A 20,448-nucleotide genomic window follows, 5' to 3' on the forward strand; every position below is an offset into this window, starting at 1 on the left:
TTGTACATCATTGGCTGCAGATTTACATTTGCTTAACATTTCAAGAGCAATTTTATGATAAAGAATTACAGTTTGATTTTCCATTAGAAAAAGCCAAAAAACTCATAAGATGTAAATGTGCCTGTTTACAAGCGCATCACCGTAAACGGCCAGCGTGAAGAGATTGCAACCGGCCAAAGTATTGACCCTGCCAAATGGAATGCATCAGCAGGTGGGGAACCGTCATTTTTTTAGCGAATTTAAATTTTACTTGCGGTCGGCGCGTAAATGGAATAACAACTCGGCCATGAAGTACATTAAGAACTTTGGCAAAGTTGTGCGCATCTACTTAGCCAGTGGCTGGATCCCTACTTACCGATTCCTGTATTTCAAAATAAAGTTAAAAAAGGTTGAGCGTATTTTTAACTAAAGATGAAATTGACATTATGGCTTCCAAAACGTTTGTAAGTGAACGTTTGGAGCAGGGACGCGTTATTTTCCTGAAAATTGCTGACCTATTTGGTGTTGTCAAAAACCTGACCTCTCACATTACCCGGCATACATTTGCCACAACGGTAACGCTTTTAAATGGCGTTCCCATTGAAAGTGTATCGAAAATGTTTGAATATACCAATATTAAAACGACGCAGCACTATACAATGATATTGGATATTAAGGTGAGTGAGGATATGATGGCTTTGCAGAAGAATATAATGGTTTGATTAGCTCAACACCGGCCTGTAGATTATATGCAGGCCGGTGTGTTTGCTTTTGACAGGTAGCTTTAACCATCCGACTTACACACGCGAATTATGAAATTTTTTTTATGTTGCTTGGTTTGCCGTATAGCTAAAAATCTGCACACGCTCAGGCATTATGCTGTGTAAACAATCGCCCTCAGCGCAAAGCTGCCAAGAAAGATGCTGACCACTGAAAAACAAATCAACCGCAGCGCAAATCACATGCCCTTGACGGCTTTGCTGCGGCACTAACTTGTTGCAGGGGTGTAGTACCATTTTTATAGCTTCTAAGTAATGGCAGCGGGTGTATTGTGAGCATAGGCAAACTTCAACTCTTGTACAGGTAAAACAGCGGCTGAAAGGAATGTAGTGTATCGGAATAAAGAAGCGGCTGCATCGGTATAGACTTGTTTATTGCTCATCAAAAAACCGAAGCAATCCTTTCGTTAACCGCTTTGACATCAAATGCATTCACATCCCAAATTTGATTTTTGGATAAACCCAACCATTGCTTTACAGATTTATGCTCCGGATGGTTAGGATTATCCAGAACATTTAACAAATGGTAATACCCAGGTACGCCTCCGCAGTCTTCAGGCGGACAAGCGCCCTTGCCACCTGTACAGATTGGTTTGTTTCTAACTTCATCTACAATGCTTTCAAGTACAATCCGGTGATACCAATTATCGCCAAAATCATAAATGTAAATGTAAGTTTGGCCGACAGTAGAGAATATTTCGTTAATTTGATGAATGTGACTATCCCTAATAATTTCATCATCAAAATTGCTATCAGGAGTGCGATATAAAGGCCTTGAGCCATAGCCTTGCTCCGAAAATTGGTATAAGTGTGCATCCTCCCAACCAAACGCGGCTTGTATGAACTGATGAAATGAATCAAAGCTGATATTTTCAGGCACGGTCAACCTTCGCCATACGGGCGGTTTCTGTAAGCCTTGAAGCTGTATTTTAAATTGATAAGGCATAATTTGTTGAAGCTTTTTGCTCGATTAATGTTATTTTTCCAGTATTATCTATTCTTACTTTGATGCCATTGAAGGCAGGCAAGCTGCTAATATTAAAAACTTTTTCAACTCCTGCGCCGTACTGCTGTCATCTAATTTAGTTTCCAGGTGGTGCCTGAACTATAAATCTACCGGGCCTGAGGATTATTTAGACATCTTTTGCACCCGGTATAAGTGTTTGCTAATGAGTGCACAATTGCGGCTATTAATAGCATCTTCTAAATCTTCTAATGTTATACCAAACGCAAACAGCTCATCCTGCTGTAATAAGGTAATATATTGCCAATCAGGCTGGGGCAGGCCGTTCAACAGTTTCTGATCATCGGTACCCCATTCAAAATATTTACCAGGTTCAGTTACAATAACAGGCAACCCGGCCCTGCGCCGTTCTACAGCATCCCAAAAGGTTACCGTGCTATCGTGCAGTTTACCTTTTTTATCACGGTAAATAGCCCTATGGTGGTTGTTACGAGTAGACACAAAATCAACAGGCTCGCCATATTCGTTTTTGTGCAGGGCTTGCAGGTCTGTATAGCCGGTAAAGCATCGCACTGTTTTTATCTGAATACCTTTTTCGGGATTCATCCAAACCGGGTTTTCAACGTTAAAAGTAAATTTTGAATTCCCACCATACTGCGCTAAATGAACCTGCACTTTTGCTTTTACTGCTTTGTCTACAATATAGGCAACATCGGCAGCCTTAAAATTGGTATTCAGTTATCTGCTCATGCCAGTATACAACCACCTTATCAAAGCCTGCCTGCTCTTTAAAGCTTTGCAAATTTTTGCTATTGAATGCAATTTTCATATCTCCATCAAACTGGCCTAAATAATTAATCAGCTGTGCTTTTACATGAAGGTTTACCACGTCCGCCAACCGGCTGAACCGAGGTAATAAAGGTACTTCCTCAAACTGCCTGATGCGGCCGTAAACGGTTTCTTTGTGTAAGAGACTGTCTAAAAACGCTAATTTAAGAATGTTATAGGGTATTATGCAGAAGTTTAATGTACAATTCTGACCGTACTTTGCAAATAATGCCTGTCTTAAGCCGCCTGGATTGACCGTAAATCTTATTATAACATTTCTTTAAGATCATTTTTAAACAGTCTTCTAAGCTAAATAGTATTTCTTTGAAATTCAAAGAATGAAGCAAATCACAATCTATATATAGAGTTATACAGCAAAATTATCACATTATAGCGCACTGCAGAAAACCAGTTAGCTGCCCGGCTATTCTTCTAAAATTTTATCTAAAGTAATCGGAAGGCTCCTGATGCGCTTACCTGTAGCGTTGAATACAGCGTTGGCAATGGCGGCTGCTGTACCGGTAATACCGATTTCACCAATGCCGTGCCCGCCCAGTGGGGTATGTTCATCAGGAATGTCATTGAACAGCACTTCAATATGCGGCACATCCGCATGGACCGGCACATGGTACTCAGCTAAAGACGGATTCATGATCCGGCCCGTACGCTCGTCAAAAAAAGTCTCCTCGGTGAGTGCCATACCGATGCCCATAATAATGCCGCCCCGAAACTGACTAACTGCTGTTTTGGGGTTGATTACCCGGCCCGAATCAAAAGAAGCTACCCAGCGCGATATACGCACCTCGCCTGTAATTTTATTTACCCGTACCTCTGCAAACTGCGCACCATATGAGCCCATGGAGTACTTTTGCAGCTCCAATGGAGCGCTGCTGGAAGCCTCTGCTTGCAGGTAAGCTTTACCTGCAAGCTGGAATAGCAGCTGGTAAGATGCCCCCTTTGCCGGGTCTTTTCTACTGTAGATACCGCCATCCCTAACCTCCGTTTCTTCAAAGTCCAAATCATGTAGTGCAAAATCTTTATGTTTTAACGCTTCATCGAAAAGGCTTTTCAATAATTTTTCTGCTGTGGCTGCAATGCCGGCGGCTATGCTGGCAGTTTGGTTAGAACCACCAGCAAAAGAAGCTTCCGGCAAATTGGAATCGCCATACTCAAAAGAAACTTTTTCAATATCCAGTCCCAGCCGGTCAGCTGCATGTTGCAGTTGTACGGTGGCTGTTCCCATACCCATCTCATGAGCTGCCGCCTTTACTACGGCTGTTCCATCAGCATATAAAGCCATCCTGACTGTGGCCGGAAAACGGTAATAAGGATAATAAGCTGTAGCCACACCCTGACCGATCAGCCATTCGCCATCCCTTTGCAATTCGGGCAGTTGATGTTTCCAGCCAAACGCTTCAGCGCCACGCCGGTATGCTTCAGTAAGATGGCGTGAAGAAAAAGGGGTTTTCTTAACCGGGTCTTCCTTCGGCTCATTCAATGCCCGTAATTCTACCGGATCCATATTCATCCGGTGCGCCAGTTCATCCATCGCCGATTCCAGCGCAAACGTACCAATGGATTCACCGGGCGCCCGCATAAAGGTGTTGGCTACCGTATTCAGGTAGGTTATTTTTTGGGTAATGTAAATGTTCTCTGCGGCATATAAATGCCGTGCCGGAAAGGAGAACTGTTCCGGAAAGTCATTATGTTCTGTTGTGGCGGTAACACCGGTATGAATCAGGGATACAAACTTGCCGTTTTCATCAGCCCCGATGGCTACCCGCTGTTCCGACGGGGTACGCCCGCCAACCAGCCGGAACACACCCTCGCGCGATAATGCCAGTTTGACCGGCCTGCCGGTTTGTTCGGCTGCCATTACGCACACCATCGTATGAAACCATACCGAACCTTTGCCGCCAAAGCCGCCGCCCACAAAAGGTGCAATCACCTGTACTTTCTCCGGTTCCAGCTTGTACATATCAGCAATGGTCCGCTTCACGCCATACAGCATCTGGGTGGTATCGAAAATAACCAGGTTGCCGTCATCCTTAAAAGCGGCGATAGTGGCATGAGGCTCTATGGCATTGTGATTGTACCTTGGGGTATGGTAGAGCTGGTCTGTGGTACAGGCTGCCATTTTCAATGCTTTTTCCGCGTTGCCTATATCCACTTTCGTTGGCTCGGTCATTACCCTGGGCGGTGTTTTGGCATCTTCTTTTTCCTTATTAAAAGAAAGCTTAGCTTCTTGCGCCTCGTATTCTGCCGTAATCAGTGCAGCTGCTTGTTCGGCCTGTTCCTGTGTGTCTGCAACAACCACAGCAATAGGCTGGCCGTTCCAGTAAATATGCTCATCCTGCAATATTGTAATGTCCATGGCGGCAGTACCCCGGCTTTCACCGCTCGGATCAAGCAGAATGGGCTTTTTGGCTTTGGAAGTGTTCTCATGAGTGATAACGCTGATAACGCCTTCAGACTGCCGGGCCGCCTCTGTATGCAGCGTTTTAAGTTTTCCTTTGGCAACGCTGCTATAGGCCAACGCCGCGTAGCAGATGTTCTCCAGCGCATATTCGGCAGTAAACTTGGCTTCGCCTGTCACCTTCAACTGGCCGTCTACCCGGTCTATGGGCCTGCCCACATAATTGGTTTTCTGTATCAGTTGGTCCGGTTTCTGGTCGGGTACAAACTGCACCACCGTTTCCATGATTTTTAAAAAGATACTCATTGCTGTTCTATTTACCTGCTAATAGCTGTAATACGCTCACGATGGTTCGCTTGGCCAATTCAATTTTAAAACGGTTATGCCCAAAGCCTGCGGCACTCTTCAGTTCTTCTTCGGCAGCGGCGATAAAGTTTTGCGCTGTTGCTTCTTTACCTGCCAATGCTTCTTCGGCCCGGTATGCACGCCAGGGCTTATGGGCTACACCGCCCAATGCAATCCTGAGGTTTTTAATTAAACCGTTTTCCACTTCTATTGCTGCTGCTACACTAATCAGCGCAAATGCGTAGCTGGCGCGGTCTCTTACCTTGCGGTAAAGTGAGTTACCGGCAAAAGGCAGTGGCGGAATTATTATAGTGGTAATCAGTTCATCCGGCTGCAGGCTGGTTTCTATGTGTGGCGTTTCGCCGGGCAGCAGGTGAAAATCGGCAAAGGCAATTTCCCGCTGGCCGTTCTTACCTTCAACTATCACTTTGGCATCCAGTGCCACCAGGGCAACGCACATATCGCTCGGGTGCGTAGCAATGCAAGCTTCAGAGGTGCCCAAAATGGCATGAATGCGATTAAAACCACCAATGGCATCGCAGCCGCTGCCGGGCTGCCGTTTATTACAACGGGCCGTTTCATCATAAAAATAATAGCAGCGGGTACGCTGCAACAGGTTGCCACCCGTGGTGGCCATATTGCGCAACTGTGCTGAAGCGCCATTCAGGATAGCCTGCGAGAGCACAGGGTACCGCTGCCGGATTGAGGGGTGCGCTGCCAGATGAGAATTGCGTACCAGTGCGCCTACGCTGATGCTGCCATCGGGCTGTTCTTCTACTTGGGTTAAAGGCAGTTGTGTCAGGTCAATGATATGCTCCGGCTGTTCGATCTGTTCGCGCATGAGATCAACCAGATTAGTGCCCCCGCCGATGAACTTGGCCATGCTGTGGCCTACCATTTCAGCAACGGCCTGCCCGGTGCTACCGGCCTGTATAAAAGTGAACGGTTTCATGGATTTGGTTTTTGGCTGAATTTTCCATTACACTGCGAATAGCATCTACTATGCCTACATAAGCGCCGCACCGGCAAATATTTCCGCTCATTCTTTCTTTAATCTCCTGCTCGCTAAACTCGAACTTTTCTGCAGAAATATCAGGTGATACAGCACTCGGCATACCTTTTTCAAACTCCATGAGTAAAGCCAGCGCCGAACATATCTGGCCGGGTGTACAATATCCGCACTGGAAGCCGTCATGCTCAATAAAGGCGCGTTGAAGCTTATCCAAACTGCCGTTAGCTGCCAAACCTTCTATGGTAGTTATTTCCTTGCCTGCATACTGCATGGCCAAGGTCATGCAGGAATTGATCCGTTCTCCGTTCACCAGTACGGTACAGGCGCCGCAAGCACCCTGGTTGCAGCCTTTCTTGGTACCGGTGAGGCCAGTATACTCTCGCAAAGCGTCCAACAGAGATACCCTGGGTTCCAGCTGCAGGTTATATTGCCGGCCATTAATCTTCAGGCTTAACGGCATCGCAAGGCTGCCGGCCTGTAAGTGCGGCGAGGCGGGTGGTTTGATGTTCATGATTGTAACACAGTTAATTCATCTATTTTACAAGGTCATTCTTGTTTTCAAAACCTTGTGCCGGGCGAATTGTTTGATTACTATGCGCATCATCACACTCGAAGAACATTTTGCCCCACAGGCCTACCTGGAAGGACCGGCTAAAGAAATGAAAGCCGATTCACAAAATCCGGAAAGTCCGTTTTATGGTATACCAGAAAAACTAAGCGACTTAGGGGAGAAACGCATAGCCGCAATGGATGATGCCGGCATTGATATGCAGGTACTGTCACTGACATCGCCCGGCATAGAACAGTTAGGGGCAGCAGAGGCCATGGCGTATGCAGAAGAAAGTAATAACGTAATTGCGCTGGCTGCGCAGCAATACCCTCAACGATTTGCAGGTTTTGCAGCCATTCCCTCTATAGAACCAAAATCAGCAGTTAAAGAATTAGAACGTGCAGTAAAGAGTTTAGGATTAAAAGGTGCGGTAATCAATGGTCATGTTCAGGGCCGTTATTTAGATGACCCTTACTTCCTGCCGATCCTGGAATGTGCAGCAGCATTAAAGATGCCTGTATATCTTCACCCCACAAAACCGCCAGAAACGGTAACAAGCACTTACTACAGTGGTTTTTCTCCAATGGTTAATGATTTGTTTGCCCGCTCGGGTTACGGCTGGCACATTGAAACCGGGGTTCATGTCATCCGGCTTATCTTAGGCGGCGTTTTTGACCGTTTCCCCGAATTGCAGTTTATTATCGGGCATTTAGGTGAAACGCTTCCTTATATGCTCCAACGTATGAACGCCGTCTTTTCGAAAGATAAAACCGGGCTGCAACGCAATCTTCAGGATTATCTTAAAGAAAACATTCACTACACTATCAGCGGCTTTAATTATGCTCATCCTTTTCAAACCTTAGTTAATGAAATTGGTATTGACCGGATCATGTTCTCCGCAGATTATCCCTATGCACCAATGGACAAGGCGCATCAGTTTTTAGAGCAGTTGCCCTTAAGCGAAAGCGAAAAACATCAAATTGCTCATACAAACGCGGAAAGGCTGTTAGGCATTGCCTGATGCTCTGCACTGACTTATATATGGTCATTCCGGTGATCCGCCAGCATCTTTAAGGAAGTGCCCATACTAAAAAAAGGAAATACACTCCAAAGTGTATTTTCCGGGATAACCGAAAAGGATTTGGAACAAACACTTTATTATACATAGACTCTCCTGTTATTGGCCAGAAACACAATACTTCTTTATCTTTATGCTATCAGATAATAGTTTTTTACAATCAGGATGAATATTATCGGAGTTGTTGGTAAGCGCGAAATTATGAAATTGTCAGCGTCCTGAAGCGGTACAATTTACCAATCAGAACTACAATGTACCTGGCACCAAATCAGTTTCAGAAAGAGTATTTACAAGACAATAAGGAATAAATTGAACGGCTATCAGGTAAGAGTATAGAAACAGGTGTGTAATGATATCCGAAATTACCGATACCATTACACACAGCCGTACTACTGATTAGCTGACTTAAAATTTATGCAAGTGAGCTTGAAGTGCCGATGAACAACAGAATAAATTTGCAATATTCTTTTATAATAAACACAATGTTCAAGCAGCAATAACTAATTCAGGCTTAGCTGAAATCTATAAATTTTCACCGCTTGGCCCCTGCCCTTTATTAGAAGATTCCTCGGTGCTTGGGCCGGGTGCACCATTGTCATTATCCGGCACAACGGTATCTACCCGTGTATCATCCGGCTTATTCTGCTCGGTTGCATGGCTGCCTTTAGACAGTTCACTATCACCGGCGTTTTCACCTGTTACATCATCATTACTGCCTGCATTATTGTTATCCGCAATGTCTTTTTCGTCTTTCGGATTTTTTACATCATCATTGGTTGCCATAGCTATTGGTATTAAGTATTTAAAATGAATTGATTATTGTATTGGTTAGCGTTACGCCTTATTTTCTTCTTTTTCAGTTATCCAGGCTACTGCTTCATCCAGTTTGTCTAATGAATAACCCTTTGACTGTCCGGGTATGATTAATTTAAACGCATTGGTAAACCATTCAACACCTTTTTGATCGGTTACTACCGCTATTTTATTCCATTTGGTAAAATGTTTTAAGCCCAGCTTAAGCTCGTCGTACCATGCTCCGGCCGAGAAATCAGATAAGGTGTTCTCCAACACCAGCAGATAATTAATTTCCCCCTGTTTTTGTACCAGTTCTTCTAATCGCGGAGCAAGCACCGTATCATAATCCTGTTTGGTTACCTCGCCAATGGCATGTATGCCAATTACGTGTTCCGGTAAGTCATTAATAAATTGAAGCATAGCAGATTGATTTGTTTTTTAAACAACGTACAATCCAGCATAGTGTTTGCCTGTAAGTAGTGCAGACGTAAGGATGCAATTATTGGCAGCATCGGTAAAACATCACTTATGCCTATATTTGCATTAGTGAACACCACAAAAGCCACTTACAGCCAACTCATTAAAGCCGAAGCTAAACGGCTGGGGTTTGTATTTTGCGGTATTGCACAGGCAGGCTTTTTGGAGCAGGAAGCGCCCCGCCTCGAAAACTGGCTGAACCAGGGCAGGCACGGCGAAATGCAGTACATGGAAAATCATTTCGACAAGCGCCTTGACCCGCGCCTGTTGGTGGATGATGCCAGATCTGTAATTTCATTAGGGCTTAACTACTACAACCCGCAGAGACAAGCCGATCCTTTAGCGCCCAAAATATCGCAGTATGCCTACGGGCTGGATTATCACGAGGTAATTAAGGAGAAGCTTAAACAACTATTGAGTTATATACAGGAAACGATTGGCGAAGTAGGCGGCCGGGCTTTTGTAGATTCGGCACCGGTATTAGACCGCGCCTGGGCGCAGCGGGCGGGCCTGGGCTGGATAGGTAAAAATTCTAACCTGCTCAACAAGCAAAACGGATCCTTCTTCTTTTTGGCCGAACTGATTATTGACCTCGAACTGGAATGTGATATTGCGCCCGCAGCCGATCACTGCGGCACTTGTACCCGTTGTATTGACGCCTGCCCTACCGATGCTATTATTGCACCCTATGTGGTGGATGGCAGCCGCTGTATCTCCTACCTTACTATAGAGCTGAAAAATGAGTTACCACAAGAGTTTAAGGGCAAGACAGACAATTGGATGTTTGGCTGCGATGTATGCCAGAATGTATGCCCCTGGAATCGTTTTTCTGTCGCTCATAAGGAACCCGCTTTTCAACCTCATGAAGAACTGCTGGGCATGACCCGCCAGGACTGGCAGGAAATTACACAGGAGGTTTTTCAAACTATCTTTAAAAAATCTGCAGTGAAACGCACTAAGTTTGCCGGCCTTAAACGCAATATTGAATTTTTAGGCGGATAAAGCGTACCATCCTGCGTTTTCTACCACTATATTTAACCCATGAGCATTCCCCTGCGTTTTAAACTGTTGCTGGTTGCCATTACATTGACCTTTACGGCCTGCCATTCCAGAAAAGCCATGCTGAAAGGGGCGCCCGGCGAGGTGGTGAAACCACAAGGCTTTATTGCTGAAAAGTATGCCACCTTAATGCAGGTAGATCAAAGCAGCATTCAAAACGGGCGGCTGTACAGTTTTATAGAACAATGGACAGGTACGCCCTACCTGTTTGGCGGAATGAGCAAGCAGGGTGTTGATTGCTCAGGCCTGGCCTGCCTGTTGGAACAGGAAGTTTATGGTTTAAGCCTCCCGCGCATGACCAGCCTGCAGGTACAAGCCATTAAGCGCAAGTATGAAGATGAACTGGTAGAGGGCGACCTTGTGTTTTTTGACTTTGATGGCAAGAAATTCAGCCATGTGGGTATCTATCTGCAAAATGGTTATGTGGTACATGCCAGCACCCGGCGGGGCGTAATGATTGTGAACCTGCATGATCCATCTATGTACAAATACTTTTCGCGGGGCGGTTCGGTATCCTCCCTGTAATGTCTATAAGTGTTCGGAAGATTTTTCAAGTTGAAATCATTGCCTTTACATCATCCTAAAACTGATTTCTGCGCCTCACAGGCAGCACCGGCACAGAAGTAAAAGATACAAGTAAAACAAGCCGTATACCTGCCTGGCGGATGCTGAAAATAAGTTGAGCATACCCCGATTCCTGCCTTTCGGACAGGGGGTAACGTACCTCTTTTATTCACTCCGCAAAGTGTAAACCCAAAGTTTACATAATTTTAAAAAAATACCATTTAACAGGCTGATAATGAATAGATTAAAAAAATGCAGGGTTTACACTTTTTAGAGCTTTTAGTTGTGAATTTTAATGCATCTTTAGTGCTTTCGAACACTGATGCTGTAATATCCAAAACATCGTTTAAGCAAAGATGCGCCGATTGATTTTGTGCCGTACCCTTCCCGCAGTTTATGGGCAGCGCCGGCCTAAATTTAAGTGGCAAACCGGATATTTTATGGCTTGCGGCAATAGTGAAGTACCCTCAGCACTATCTGATTTCTGCTTTTCGGATAATGATGAATCCCCCCCGCTTGATGATGCAAATTGGATTTACACTTTTGGAGCCGCTTTTTTTATCTGTAATTGAAAATTTTAAATCTCATGATTACCCGCGGTAGTAATAAATGCCCCTGTGTGCCATTAGCGGCCCCGGATGATTAACCGGCAGCCATCAGTTAAAGTGGCCGAAGTGCAGCAGTACACCGGCAGGGTCAATTAAAAAGCATTCCTCTCCCCAGTCTTCCTTTTTTACCGGTAACAATTTAACGCCTGCATATTTGCTTTCGAGTTGCAGCTGCTGTAACCAGGCAAAGCACTCCCCGGCGTTAGGTACCTCTATAAAAAGCATAGAATTGTTGAGCCAATCCTCAACATAAGCATTCTGCAAGTAAAACCTGAGCTCGTTTATCTCAAAAACCGAAAACCCGGCTGAAATTATAGTTTCATTAAATCCAAGTTCGCTGTAAAAGCGTCTTGAAACATCAAAATCCCTGGAGCCAATAAAAGTTCGGATGGATTTAACTACGAGGTGCATAATTTGGTAATAAACATTTATTTTTTAACTAACGCCGCCCGGTATTCGTCGGCATCAACTACTTCACTGTAAAAATCAACCAACTCCTGATACAGGGCTTTATCATAGGTGCCATCTTTAATTTGCATACGGCGCTTATAAATGAGGCGGTTACCCTGCTGCACCAGCGTGGCGCTAAAGCTACCAAACGGTTTTTGTAACTTAACAGCTAACGGGTTATTGTCTAACCTGTATCCCTCCGGTATTGTGTAAGTAATCTCATCTTCATCGGTATAACCCCGGTTGATGAATACATTAGTTACACGGTTGCGTACCTCACGCGGCGAACTTTTAATCCGGTTAGTAGCATTCACATAAAAATTATATTTGTCACCCTCCTGGGCGGCATAGCCATAAGCGTTTACCTTCAGTTGCTCTTCCAGTTTTGGTTGCCGGTTCTTTTCCTGAACGAAACTTAATTTCTCAATTTCTAAGTTATCAATCGGGTATTCCTTTTTAAGATATTTAACTTGCTCGGCGTAAGCCTCTTCCGCAAAACCCTGACGGTTATCAAACTGGGCGCCTTCCATGCTTGTTTTAATCTCCCCTGCAACACCGCCCTGTGCATTAAGGGTAAAACTGGCCTGGCAATGTTGCAGATTGGCGGCAGGTGCGTAAACGGGCGTATGCAAAATCTTACCGCCACCGGGCGTACAGGCTAGCACATTACGGTCATCAGTAAATGTACCCAGATAGCCGAACGGTATTTGCTGACTGGTGCATTCCAGCCAGGTAGTATCATTTTTAAAGGGCAGGCACAAAATTACATGGTTACCCTGTTCCATGCTGGCAAAATCGGGCATCAGGCTTACTTTCCGGCTTCCTGCCTCAACTACGCAGTAATAGGAGTTTATATTTACCGCCTTTAATAAGGCTTGTGTATAGTTAACCAGCGCCTTGCAATCGCCATAACTCTGCTTGTCTACATCTGCCGCCATAAAAGGCTGGTAACCGCCTATGCCGATCTGAACACTTATGTAACGCGTTTTTTGCTGCATATATTCATATACCTTTTTAGCTTTCAGCTTTTCGTCGGTAACGCCCCTTACAAGTTCCTGCATCTGTTGTACAGTTGCGGCAGGCAACACAGTCCGGCTGCTCAGCAAGTCGTTGTATACCCATTTACCCAATTCATTCCAGTTGGTAAATGCCCCGGAATGCCCCTCGTAGACAAACTTTTCGGGAGCAAACTTTACCACAGGCAGGTACTGCTCTGCATCAGGGCTGTAAGGTTCAGCCTTCATTGCCTTTTGGTTCGCCAGTTTCCAGGTATAAACCATATTACCATCCTTATCAGTAGTTTTTTCAGGCGTTGCGGAGTAATTGAATTGCTTATACCTGAACTTGAAATCGGGCTTGCATACAAAGGTATAGGTACTATTTTCCAGCGCTGTACCATAATCATCATTAGGCTTCCAATCCGGAAAGTTGAGCGATTGCCTGCTATTTACTTCATATTCATAAGTTAAAGTATAAGGATAGGCGGAGGCTACCGGCCGGTAACGCTTTACACGGGTATCTTCGAACAGTGAGAATGAACTGATGTTGCTGTAATCCTCAAAATCCTTCTCGGCAAACTTCTTCTGTAATTTTCCAAACTCATCGTATATGGCGCCTTTCACGTATTGGATCCGGCGGTTTTTATTATGCCAGATGATGATATCGGCCTGGTCATCACCGGTTTTGTTCAACACCGTAATTACCTGCTTAACATGAAAAATTGTATTGGACAAATCCTTAACCTGGGTGCTATAGGCAGACTGGCGTATTACTGCACCTGCATATGGCAACAATTCTTTAGGTATGGCACTGGCTTCGTACACAGGCGTTTCGGCTGATACGCTTAAACTCACCATGAGCGCAAAACATAATAAGCAAAGTAGTTTCATGATTTTTTCCTGAAAATCAGATCGGTTTTTTCGGCCTGAATGATTTTGTTAAACATTTCCTTCAGGTAGGGATATTCTTCGGATGAATACACCGTATGGCTAAGCTGGGTAATTTGTGAAAAGGTAACCGTGTTGCTTTCGTTTACATATTCGGTGATAAACTTTCCTCCATGATTGGGCATACCCAGGTTAACCGGTTGCGGAACTGCTTCCAGTACAAAGTTTTCGGGCAGGTGCAGCGTCATGATCATGCGCTCATCCGTAGTGCTGCCCATATCTACCGGGTAGTTGCGTTCTGCAAGTTTAAATGGGTTCTCCGAAACCTTGTCAATCAGGTAGGGATTAAAAGCGATACGGCTGTGTTCAAGATTATCAAAGGCGCTGATTTCAACCGTATACACTTCTGAAAGCGGAGCGTCTAAGGTATCCAGGTTGGTGATGGTATAATTAGTAATTTTGATTTTAGGCATTTTAGCATCTAAATTTTCCACGTATTCATCTGCGGTGTTAAATTTTTTGATGGCTAAACGCTTTTTGTAAGCTTCGTAACCAAAGGAGTGATGGCTGAGGGTACCTGTTAATTTTCCATTATTCTGCAACGTGAGGTCAACCACATCTGTTTTCATGCTTTTTTGATCGGCGGTCAGATCCGTCCAGTACGACGGCTTATCCAAACTCATCACCCTTCCCTGATCATTGATACAGTGCATTGGCAGCAAACCGAAAGAAAGCATGGGGTCGGTAGCATCCAGAAGGTAGCTTTTGCCACCAATATTGGCCTTGGCAATTACATAATCAAAATCGCTCTCCACCGGGAACAAACGGTTAACCAACCCGTGGCTGCGGGTAGATAACAATACGGCCTCGGTTTTAATATCGGCAGCAGACAGCGCTGCAATAAGCGCCAGGTTAATATCGCCCACATTGCCGGTGTGCTTATCCATTGCCGATTTTATACCATCGTCACTGTACTTTCCATAAAAGTTGTTCCACTTGATGTTTTTTTGGATGTACCTGTATATCGCCTTTGCTTTTTGGAGCGTATCTGTTTTACCGGCTATAACGGGCATAATGTAATCACGCATCAGGCTTTTGCGCTTTAGCTGGGTGCCAAAATAACTGTTGGTTTTAAGCGTATAGTCTACATCCTTCCAGTCTTTCGTTATATTCTGCTTAGCGCCATTGCTGATGTTGGTATAGTCAATCAGTTCGAAATACATGGCTGATAAAAAATTCTTAGGGGCGGTCATGTAATCTTCCTCTATAAAGGCCGGCACATCAGCCATTGCATAGGTTAGCTTTGAACAATCAGCCTTTGCACCTGCATAGCTAAAGCATTCGCGGTCAAGCGCTGCATTGGTTTTGGTGAGCTTGTAGGGGCCGCGCAGCGAGATGTTGTAATTATAAATAGCGGGAATATTAACCTGATACTCCGAGTATATTTTGGGGATATCCGACTGGAAATCCCAGCTCTTATAATTGAATTTAAAAGGTGAGGTAAACCGGTAACTATACTCTATGATGCAGCCCTTGCTGAGATTGGGCATAGCAAACTTTACCACATCATAATACTTGTTCTTTTTTTCATGAAAAATTTGCGCCTTACCCAGCTCTGTAGCGGTGTAACTGCCTTTTTCGTTAATCTGGTAAGTTACCGCATGTATATCAGTTACCTCCTCAAAACTTTCACTGCTTTCTTTATACAGCGGGATACTTACATTTCCCTGCTCAAAGCCTTTGCTGTCGAACAGTTTGATGCGCACATGATATTCGTGCTCAAGCGGAAAATGGTCAGCGCTGCTGATGAGGCTTTTGCCAAACTCTTTGAGCACAACTGCATGAGCTGCTGTATCCTTCGCATATTTCTTCATCATCAGCTCCTGCTCGCTCAAGTTCCCGAAAGGAAAATCCTGGGCGGCGGCGTACAGGTGCAGAAACAAAATACTGAAAAGCAGTGCTGATATCTTCTTCATGTATAAGGTGGTTAAAGGTTGAAAATTAAAGTTTCTGTACGAGATTTCAAAAAACATTATCAGCTTTAAATTTAAATCTTTTCCCGACCTTAGCCCGGTATTACTTTACCTGTAAAAATGAAATTGAACTTAAAGCGGCCGCTGGCTTTTTTCGACCTGGAAACCACCGGCACCATGATAGGCCTCGACCGCATTGTAGAGATCGGCATTATTAAAGTTAACCCCGACGATACCGAGGAGGTAAAAGCCTGGAAGGTGAACCCCGAGATGCCCATACCACTGGAAACATCGCTGATCCATGGCATTTATGATGAGGATATTGCCGATGCGCCAACGTTTAAGGCTATAGCACCCGAAGTGGCCGAATTCTTACAGGATTGCGACCTGGCAGGCTACAACTCCAATAAATTCGACATACCGATGCTGCTGGAAGAATTTTTGCGAACTGGTGAGCCCTTTGAGATTGAAGGCAGGCGCTTTGTGGATGTACAGAACATTTTTCACCAGATGGAACAGCGCACGCTAAAGGCGGCTTACAAATTTTACTGTGATAAAGACATTAAGAACGCCCATACCGCAGTAGCGGATACCCGTGCCACACTTGATGTATTTTTAGCCCAGTTGCAACGCTACGAAAATACCGAGTGGGAAGATAAGCAGGGCAACCGCAGCATACCTGTGGTTAATGATGTAGAGGCACTGCATAAATTCAGCAACATACACCGCACGGTTGATTTTGCCGGCCGCATGGTATACAATGATCAGGGTGAGGAAGTATTTAACTTCGGTAAGCATAAAGGAAAGCTGGTAACCGATGTATTCAATGCAGAACCGGCCTACTTTGGCTGGATGATGAACGGCGATTTTTCGCTTTACACCAAACGTAAATTACAAGACGTACATCAGCGCTGGCAAGCTGCCCGCCCGCCCCGGCCTGCGGCACAACCCCAGCAGCCCCGCCCTCAGCCGGCTAAAAATAACTTTCAGAAGCCGCAGCACCCTAAGCCCGACCATCAGCCGCAGCCAAAACCTTTCAGAAAGCCGGAGGAGACCGCAAAGCCGGTTAACGAAGATATGCTGCAGATGCTGGCCAATAAATTTAAGAAAGGGTAAAGATTATACCTGTGTCATCCTGAGCGGCAGCGGCATTTAATCACTAAGCAGCCCTGAAACTTCAATAATGATCTGCTACAAAAATAGATACTAATATCCGTGCGTTATTGCGAGGAACGGGCGCCATCCTCTGCATACAAAGCCGCCCTGTAAGTCGAGGATGGCGCCCGTTCCTCGCAATGACGCGTGAAGGATAGTTAATGATTAGATTCCGCGGCAGCGAAAGACCGGTACGCTTGAGCAAACGTTGTACAGATCCTTCGCTGCCGCTCAGGATGACAATTTGTTACGTTACCCTTTAATCAGGCGCTGTATCTCATCCAGCTTCATCAAAGCTTCCACCGGGGTGAGAACGTTCACATCGAGGTTGTTCAGCGTATCGCGTATCTTCACCAGCACAGGGTCGTCAATCGAAAACATTTGCAGCTGTACCGCCTGCTTCTGCACTTTTTTGATGCTGTCCTTAATGTTTTCGCCTCCGGTACGCTCGGCCTCCAGTTTCTTTAAAATTTCATTGGCCCTGTTCAGCACCTTTTGCGGCATACCGGCCAATTTGGCTACATGTATACCAAAGCTATGCTCGCTGCCGCCCGGCACCAGCTTACGCAAAAAGATGATCTGCTGCCCTACCTCCCTTACCGATACATTATAATTTTTGATGCGGTTGAAAGTGTTACTCAATTCATTCAATTCGTGGTAATGCGTGGCAAACAGCGTTTTTGCTTTGGCCGCAGGATGATTGTGCAGATATTCGGCAATGGCCCAGGCTATGGATATGCCGTCATACGTGGATGTTCCGCGCCCAATTTCATCCAGCAGGATCAGGCTGCGGTCTGATACGTTGTTTAGGATGCTGGCCGTCTCGTTCATTTCCACCATAAAGGTAGATTCGCCCGATGACAGATTATCGGAAGCCCCCACCCGCGTAAATATTTTATCTACCAAGCCGATATGCGCCTCCTTGGCCGGTACATAACAGCCCATTTGGGCCATGAGCACAATTAAGCCAGTTTGGCGCAGCAGGGCAGATTTACCGGCCATGTTAGGCCCGGTAATGATAATAATTTGCTGGGTTTCCGAATCAAGAAACACGTCATTGGTAATGTATTCCTCGCCGGGTGGTAATGTTTTTTCAATCACCGGATGGCGGCCGCCTTTAATGTCGATGCCCCGCTCCTCGGTTACCTGGGGTTTGGTATAATAATTACGGATGGATATGCTGGCAAAGTTGAGCAGTACATCCAGCCGGGCAATCAGCTGGGCGTTTAGCTGTATGGGTTTAATGTATTCGGTAAGCGCATACAGTAGGTCGTTATACAATCGGGTTTCAAGCGCCAGTATCTTTTCCTCGGCCCCTAAAATCTGTTCTTCATACTCTTTCAGTTCCGGGGTGATGTACCGCTCGGCATTCACCAGCGTTTGCTTGCGTATCCACTCCGTCGGTACTTTATCGCGGTGCGCATGGGTAACTTCGAGATAATAGCCAAACACATTATTAAAGGCTACCTTAAGCGACGGAATACCGGTTTGCTCGGCCTCACGTTTCTGTATCTCAATCAGGTAGCCCTTACCGCCAAAGGCAATTTTACGCAGGCGGTCCAGTTCCTCATGTATGCCGGTAGCCATTACGCCGCCTTTCACCAGCATTACCGGCGGCTCGGGGTTGAGTTCCTTGCCTATCTTGTCGCAAATAAACGTACACGGGTTCAGCTGGCTGCCTATGGCTTTAAGTGAGGTATTGTGTGCATCATTACACAACTGCCGGATGCTATCAATAGCGCTCAAAGCTTTGCGCAGCTGGCACACCTCGCGCGGATTGGCCTTTTGTAGGCTGATCTTTGAGATCAGCCGTTCCAGATCGCCCACCTGGCGTATACAGGCTTGCATCTGCTGCCGCAGTTCTTCGTTGGCAATCAGGTATTCCACCACGCTAAGGCGGTCCTGAATAGGCTTAATGTCTTTTAGCGGCATCACAATCCAGCGGCGCAGCAGTCGGGCGCCCATGGGTGAGCAGGTATCATCCAGCACTTCTACCAGTGTATGCGCATTCTCGTTGGCCGAGCCTACCAGTTCGAGGTTTCGTATGCTGAAACGGTCGAGCCAGAGATAGCCGTCCTCCTCTATCCTGCTGATGGCGCTGATGTGCTGCAGGTTGCGGTGCTCGGTTTCATTCAAGTAATGCAGGGCCACCCCTGAGGCGATGATCCCCAGATCGAGTTTTTCGATGCCGAACCCTTTGAGCGACTTTACACCGAAATGCTTGAGCAGCGTTTCCGAAGCATAATCCCCACTGTAAGGCCATTCATCGAGCGGGTAACTATAAAAACGGTCGCCAAATAAATCAATAAACTCCTGGCGTTTACTTTTAGGATACACCACTTCGCTGGGACTAAAGCTTTGCAGCAGTTTATCAATATAATCGGCACTGCCCTGCGCAGTTAAAAATTCGCCGGTAGATACGTCTACCAGCGCCAGCCCTAAGCTGCTTTTTTCAAAATGTATGGAAGCTAAGTAGTTGTTGCTTTTTTGCTGCAGGATATTATCGCTGATGGCCACGCCGGGCGTAACCAGTTCAGTTACGCCGCGTTTAACGATGGTTTTGGTGGTTTTGGGGTCTTCCAGCTGGTCGCAGATGGCTACGCGCTGGCCTGCCCTCACCAGTTTGGGCAGGTAAGTTTCGAGCGAGTGGTGCGGAAAGCCGGCCAGTTCAATATGCGTGGCGGCACCGTTGGCCCGGCGGGTAAGCACAATACCTAAAATCTGGGCTGTTTTTATTGCATCCTCGCCAAAGGTTTCATAAAAATCGCCCACGCGGAATAGCAGCAGCGCACCCGGATATTTTATCTTAATCTGGTTGTACTGCTGCATCAGCGGCGTTTCCTTCACTGGGGTTTTGCTCACGCCCTTACTCCTTTTAATTTATAATTACCGGGTAAATTTAAGGCTTTGAACGATTAATAATTCCATTGTTGATAATTTGAACCCTTTAAGTTATACGTCAACCGGCACTCCTAAAACTTTAGGTGTATCGCAACGTTGCCTCCGTATGGCACTAACAAAAGAGGTTAAACTAACCGGGCAACTGGCCTGGGTGCAGCGCATTGCCCATTTGTTCGACAGCGCCTTTCACATTCCCGGCACTAATTTTCGCTTCGGGCTCGACCCGTTATTAAACTTTATACCCATAGTGGGCGATGCCTCCGGCTTTATGGTGGGTGCAGCGCTGGTTTGGGTAATGGCTAAGCACGGCGTAAGCCGCAAGGTGATTATTTTGATGGTAACCAACCTGGCTATTGATGCCATTGTTGGCGCTATCCCACTACTGGGCTGGGTAACTGATTTTTATTTTAAATCCAATAACCGTAACCTGAAATTATTACAGGAGCATTACCAGGAAGGCAAACATGGCGGCAGCGGAACCGGGTTGCTGATATTTCTGCTGCTGATTGTTTTTCTAATCATGGCCGGTGTAATTTATCTGTTTTATCTGCTGCTGCACTGGCTGTTCGGGCCACATCAATAAATGATATTAAAGACGTAGTAATCACAATTTGTGACTGTCTATATGA

The 20,448-nt window shown here is 45.7% G+C and carries 19 protein-coding genes; 8 read left to right on the top strand and 11 right to left on the bottom strand.

The features are described from left to right. The first annotated feature begins 117 nt into the window (after window positions 1-117). The 3 genes from ACY652_RS17855 to ACY652_RS17865 are packed head-to-tail and all read left to right on the top strand — an operon-like array spanning window position 118 to window position 701. The gene (locus ACY652_RS17855; RefSeq protein ID WP_462265741.1) at window positions 118-234 is read left to right on the top strand and encodes an Arm DNA-binding domain-containing protein; all 117 of its coding nucleotides are present in this window, start codon (window positions 118-120) and stop codon (window positions 232-234) included. After that, window positions 200-409: a phage integrase SAM-like domain-containing protein gene (locus tag ACY652_RS17860; RefSeq protein ID WP_462265742.1), complete on the top strand. Its 210-nt coding sequence runs from the start codon at window positions 200-202 to the stop codon at window positions 407-409. The genes ACY652_RS17855 and ACY652_RS17860 overlap by 35 nt, the downstream gene beginning before the upstream one ends. Then, on the top strand, window positions 390-701 hold the full coding sequence (locus ACY652_RS17865; protein ID WP_462265743.1) for a tyrosine-type recombinase/integrase: 312 nt from the start codon (window positions 390-392) through the stop codon (window positions 699-701). Before ACY652_RS17860 ends, ACY652_RS17865 begins: the two co-directional genes overlap by 20 nt. Before the next feature lie 439 nt (window positions 702-1,140). Here ACY652_RS17865 and ACY652_RS17870 read toward each other — a convergent pair whose 3' ends face one another. The 5 genes from ACY652_RS17870 to ACY652_RS17890 all read right to left on the bottom strand — a co-directional run bounded on the left by ACY652_RS17870 (window position 1,141) and on the right by ACY652_RS17890 (window position 6,834). Next, the gene (locus ACY652_RS17870; protein WP_462265744.1) at window positions 1,141-1,704 is read right to left on the bottom strand and encodes a plasmid pRiA4b ORF-3 family protein; all 564 of its coding nucleotides are present in this window, start codon (window positions 1,702-1,704) and stop codon (window positions 1,141-1,143) included. A 183-nt stretch (window positions 1,705-1,887) separates the two neighbouring features. Then, window positions 1,888-2,328 (bottom strand): Rho GTPase-activating protein, encoded by a 441-nt coding sequence (locus ACY652_RS17875; RefSeq protein WP_462265745.1) that lies wholly within the window; start codon window positions 2,326-2,328, stop codon window positions 1,888-1,890. A gap of 646 nt (window positions 2,329-2,974) precedes the next feature. Next, complete coding sequence (locus tag ACY652_RS17880) at window positions 2,975-5,272, bottom strand: xanthine dehydrogenase family protein molybdopterin-binding subunit (RefSeq protein ID WP_462265746.1); 2,298 nt, start codon at window positions 5,270-5,272, stop codon at window positions 2,975-2,977. A 7-nt stretch (window positions 5,273-5,279) separates the two neighbouring features. Beyond that, window positions 5,280-6,263 carry an FAD binding domain-containing protein gene (locus ACY652_RS17885; protein ID WP_462265747.1) on the bottom strand — a complete coding sequence of 328 codons (984 nt, stop codon included), beginning with the start codon at window positions 6,261-6,263 and terminating at the stop codon, window positions 5,280-5,282. Then, on the bottom strand, window positions 6,232-6,834 hold the full coding sequence (locus ACY652_RS17890) for a (2Fe-2S)-binding protein (protein WP_462265748.1): 603 nt from the start codon (window positions 6,832-6,834) through the stop codon (window positions 6,232-6,234). The genes ACY652_RS17885 and ACY652_RS17890 overlap by 32 nt, the downstream gene beginning before the upstream one ends. Here ACY652_RS17890 and ACY652_RS17895 point away from each other — a divergent pair. Beyond that, complete coding sequence (locus tag ACY652_RS17895) at window positions 6,833-7,894, top strand: amidohydrolase family protein (RefSeq protein ID WP_462265749.1); 1,062 nt, start codon at window positions 6,833-6,835, stop codon at window positions 7,892-7,894. The two genes, ACY652_RS17890 and ACY652_RS17895, sit on opposite strands and share 2 nt — an antisense overlap. Before the next feature lie 579 nt (window positions 7,895-8,473). Here the strand turns inward: ACY652_RS17895 and ACY652_RS17900 are convergent. Further along, window positions 8,474-8,734: a hypothetical protein gene (locus tag ACY652_RS17900; RefSeq protein ID WP_462265750.1), complete on the bottom strand. Its 261-nt coding sequence runs from the start codon at window positions 8,732-8,734 to the stop codon at window positions 8,474-8,476. Between the two features lie 51 nt (window positions 8,735-8,785). Beyond that, window positions 8,786-9,166: a SpoIIAA family protein gene (locus tag ACY652_RS17905; protein ID WP_462265751.1), complete on the bottom strand. Its 381-nt coding sequence runs from the start codon at window positions 9,164-9,166 to the stop codon at window positions 8,786-8,788. Window positions 9,167-9,274: 108 nt separating this feature from the next. Here ACY652_RS17905 and queG point away from each other — a divergent pair, with 108 nt between their 5' ends. Together queG and ACY652_RS17915 are read left to right on the top strand one after the other, a co-directional pair. Continuing rightward, window positions 9,275-10,225, top strand: a complete 951-nt coding sequence (queG, locus tag ACY652_RS17910) for a tRNA epoxyqueuosine(34) reductase QueG (protein WP_462265752.1) — start codon at window positions 9,275-9,277, stop codon at window positions 10,223-10,225. 39 nt (window positions 10,226-10,264) lie between these two features. Beyond that, window positions 10,265-10,807: a C40 family peptidase gene (locus ACY652_RS17915; RefSeq protein WP_462265753.1), complete on the top strand. Its 543-nt coding sequence runs from the start codon at window positions 10,265-10,267 to the stop codon at window positions 10,805-10,807. A gap of 695 nt (window positions 10,808-11,502) precedes the next feature. On the opposite strand, the gene ACY652_RS17920 is transcribed toward ACY652_RS17915, so the two are convergent. From ACY652_RS17920 to ACY652_RS17930, 3 genes are read right to left on the bottom strand one after another with little or no spacing between them, the layout of a single operon-like run. Then, window positions 11,503-11,865, bottom strand: a complete 363-nt coding sequence (locus ACY652_RS17920; protein WP_462265754.1) for a VOC family protein — start codon at window positions 11,863-11,865, stop codon at window positions 11,503-11,505. A gap of 17 nt (window positions 11,866-11,882) precedes the next feature. After that, window positions 11,883-13,760 carry a DUF3857 domain-containing protein gene (locus ACY652_RS17925; protein WP_462265755.1) on the bottom strand — a complete coding sequence of 626 codons (1,878 nt, stop codon included), beginning with the start codon at window positions 13,758-13,760 and terminating at the stop codon, window positions 11,883-11,885. Window positions 13,761-13,789: 29 nt separating this feature from the next. Beyond that, window positions 13,790-15,766, bottom strand: coding sequence for a DUF3857 domain-containing protein (locus ACY652_RS17930; protein ID WP_462265756.1), 1,977 nt, complete (start codon window positions 15,764-15,766; stop codon window positions 13,790-13,792). 117 nt (window positions 15,767-15,883) lie between these two features. Between ACY652_RS17930 and ACY652_RS17935 the strand changes: the two genes are divergently transcribed. Beyond that, window positions 15,884-16,879: an exonuclease domain-containing protein gene (locus tag ACY652_RS17935; protein WP_462265757.1), complete on the top strand. Its 996-nt coding sequence runs from the start codon at window positions 15,884-15,886 to the stop codon at window positions 16,877-16,879. 291 nt (window positions 16,880-17,170) lie between these two features. Here the strand turns inward: ACY652_RS17935 and mutS are convergent, their stop codons facing one another. After that, window positions 17,171-19,747 carry a DNA mismatch repair protein MutS gene (gene mutS, locus ACY652_RS17940; RefSeq protein WP_462268291.1) on the bottom strand — a complete coding sequence of 859 codons (2,577 nt, stop codon included), beginning with the start codon at window positions 19,745-19,747 and terminating at the stop codon, window positions 17,171-17,173. A 178-nt stretch (window positions 19,748-19,925) separates the two neighbouring features. On the opposite strand from mutS, the gene ACY652_RS17945 reads away from it, so the two are divergent. Beyond that, a complete protein-coding gene (locus tag ACY652_RS17945) occupies window positions 19,926-20,402 on the top strand; it encodes a DUF4112 domain-containing protein (RefSeq protein ID WP_462265758.1) in 477 nt (158 codons plus the stop codon). Window positions 20,403-20,448: the final 46 nt, after the last annotated feature.

Source organism: Mucilaginibacter sp., assembly GCF_965200995.1.
GTDB lineage: Bacteria > Bacteroidota > Bacteroidia > Sphingobacteriales > Sphingobacteriaceae > Mucilaginibacter.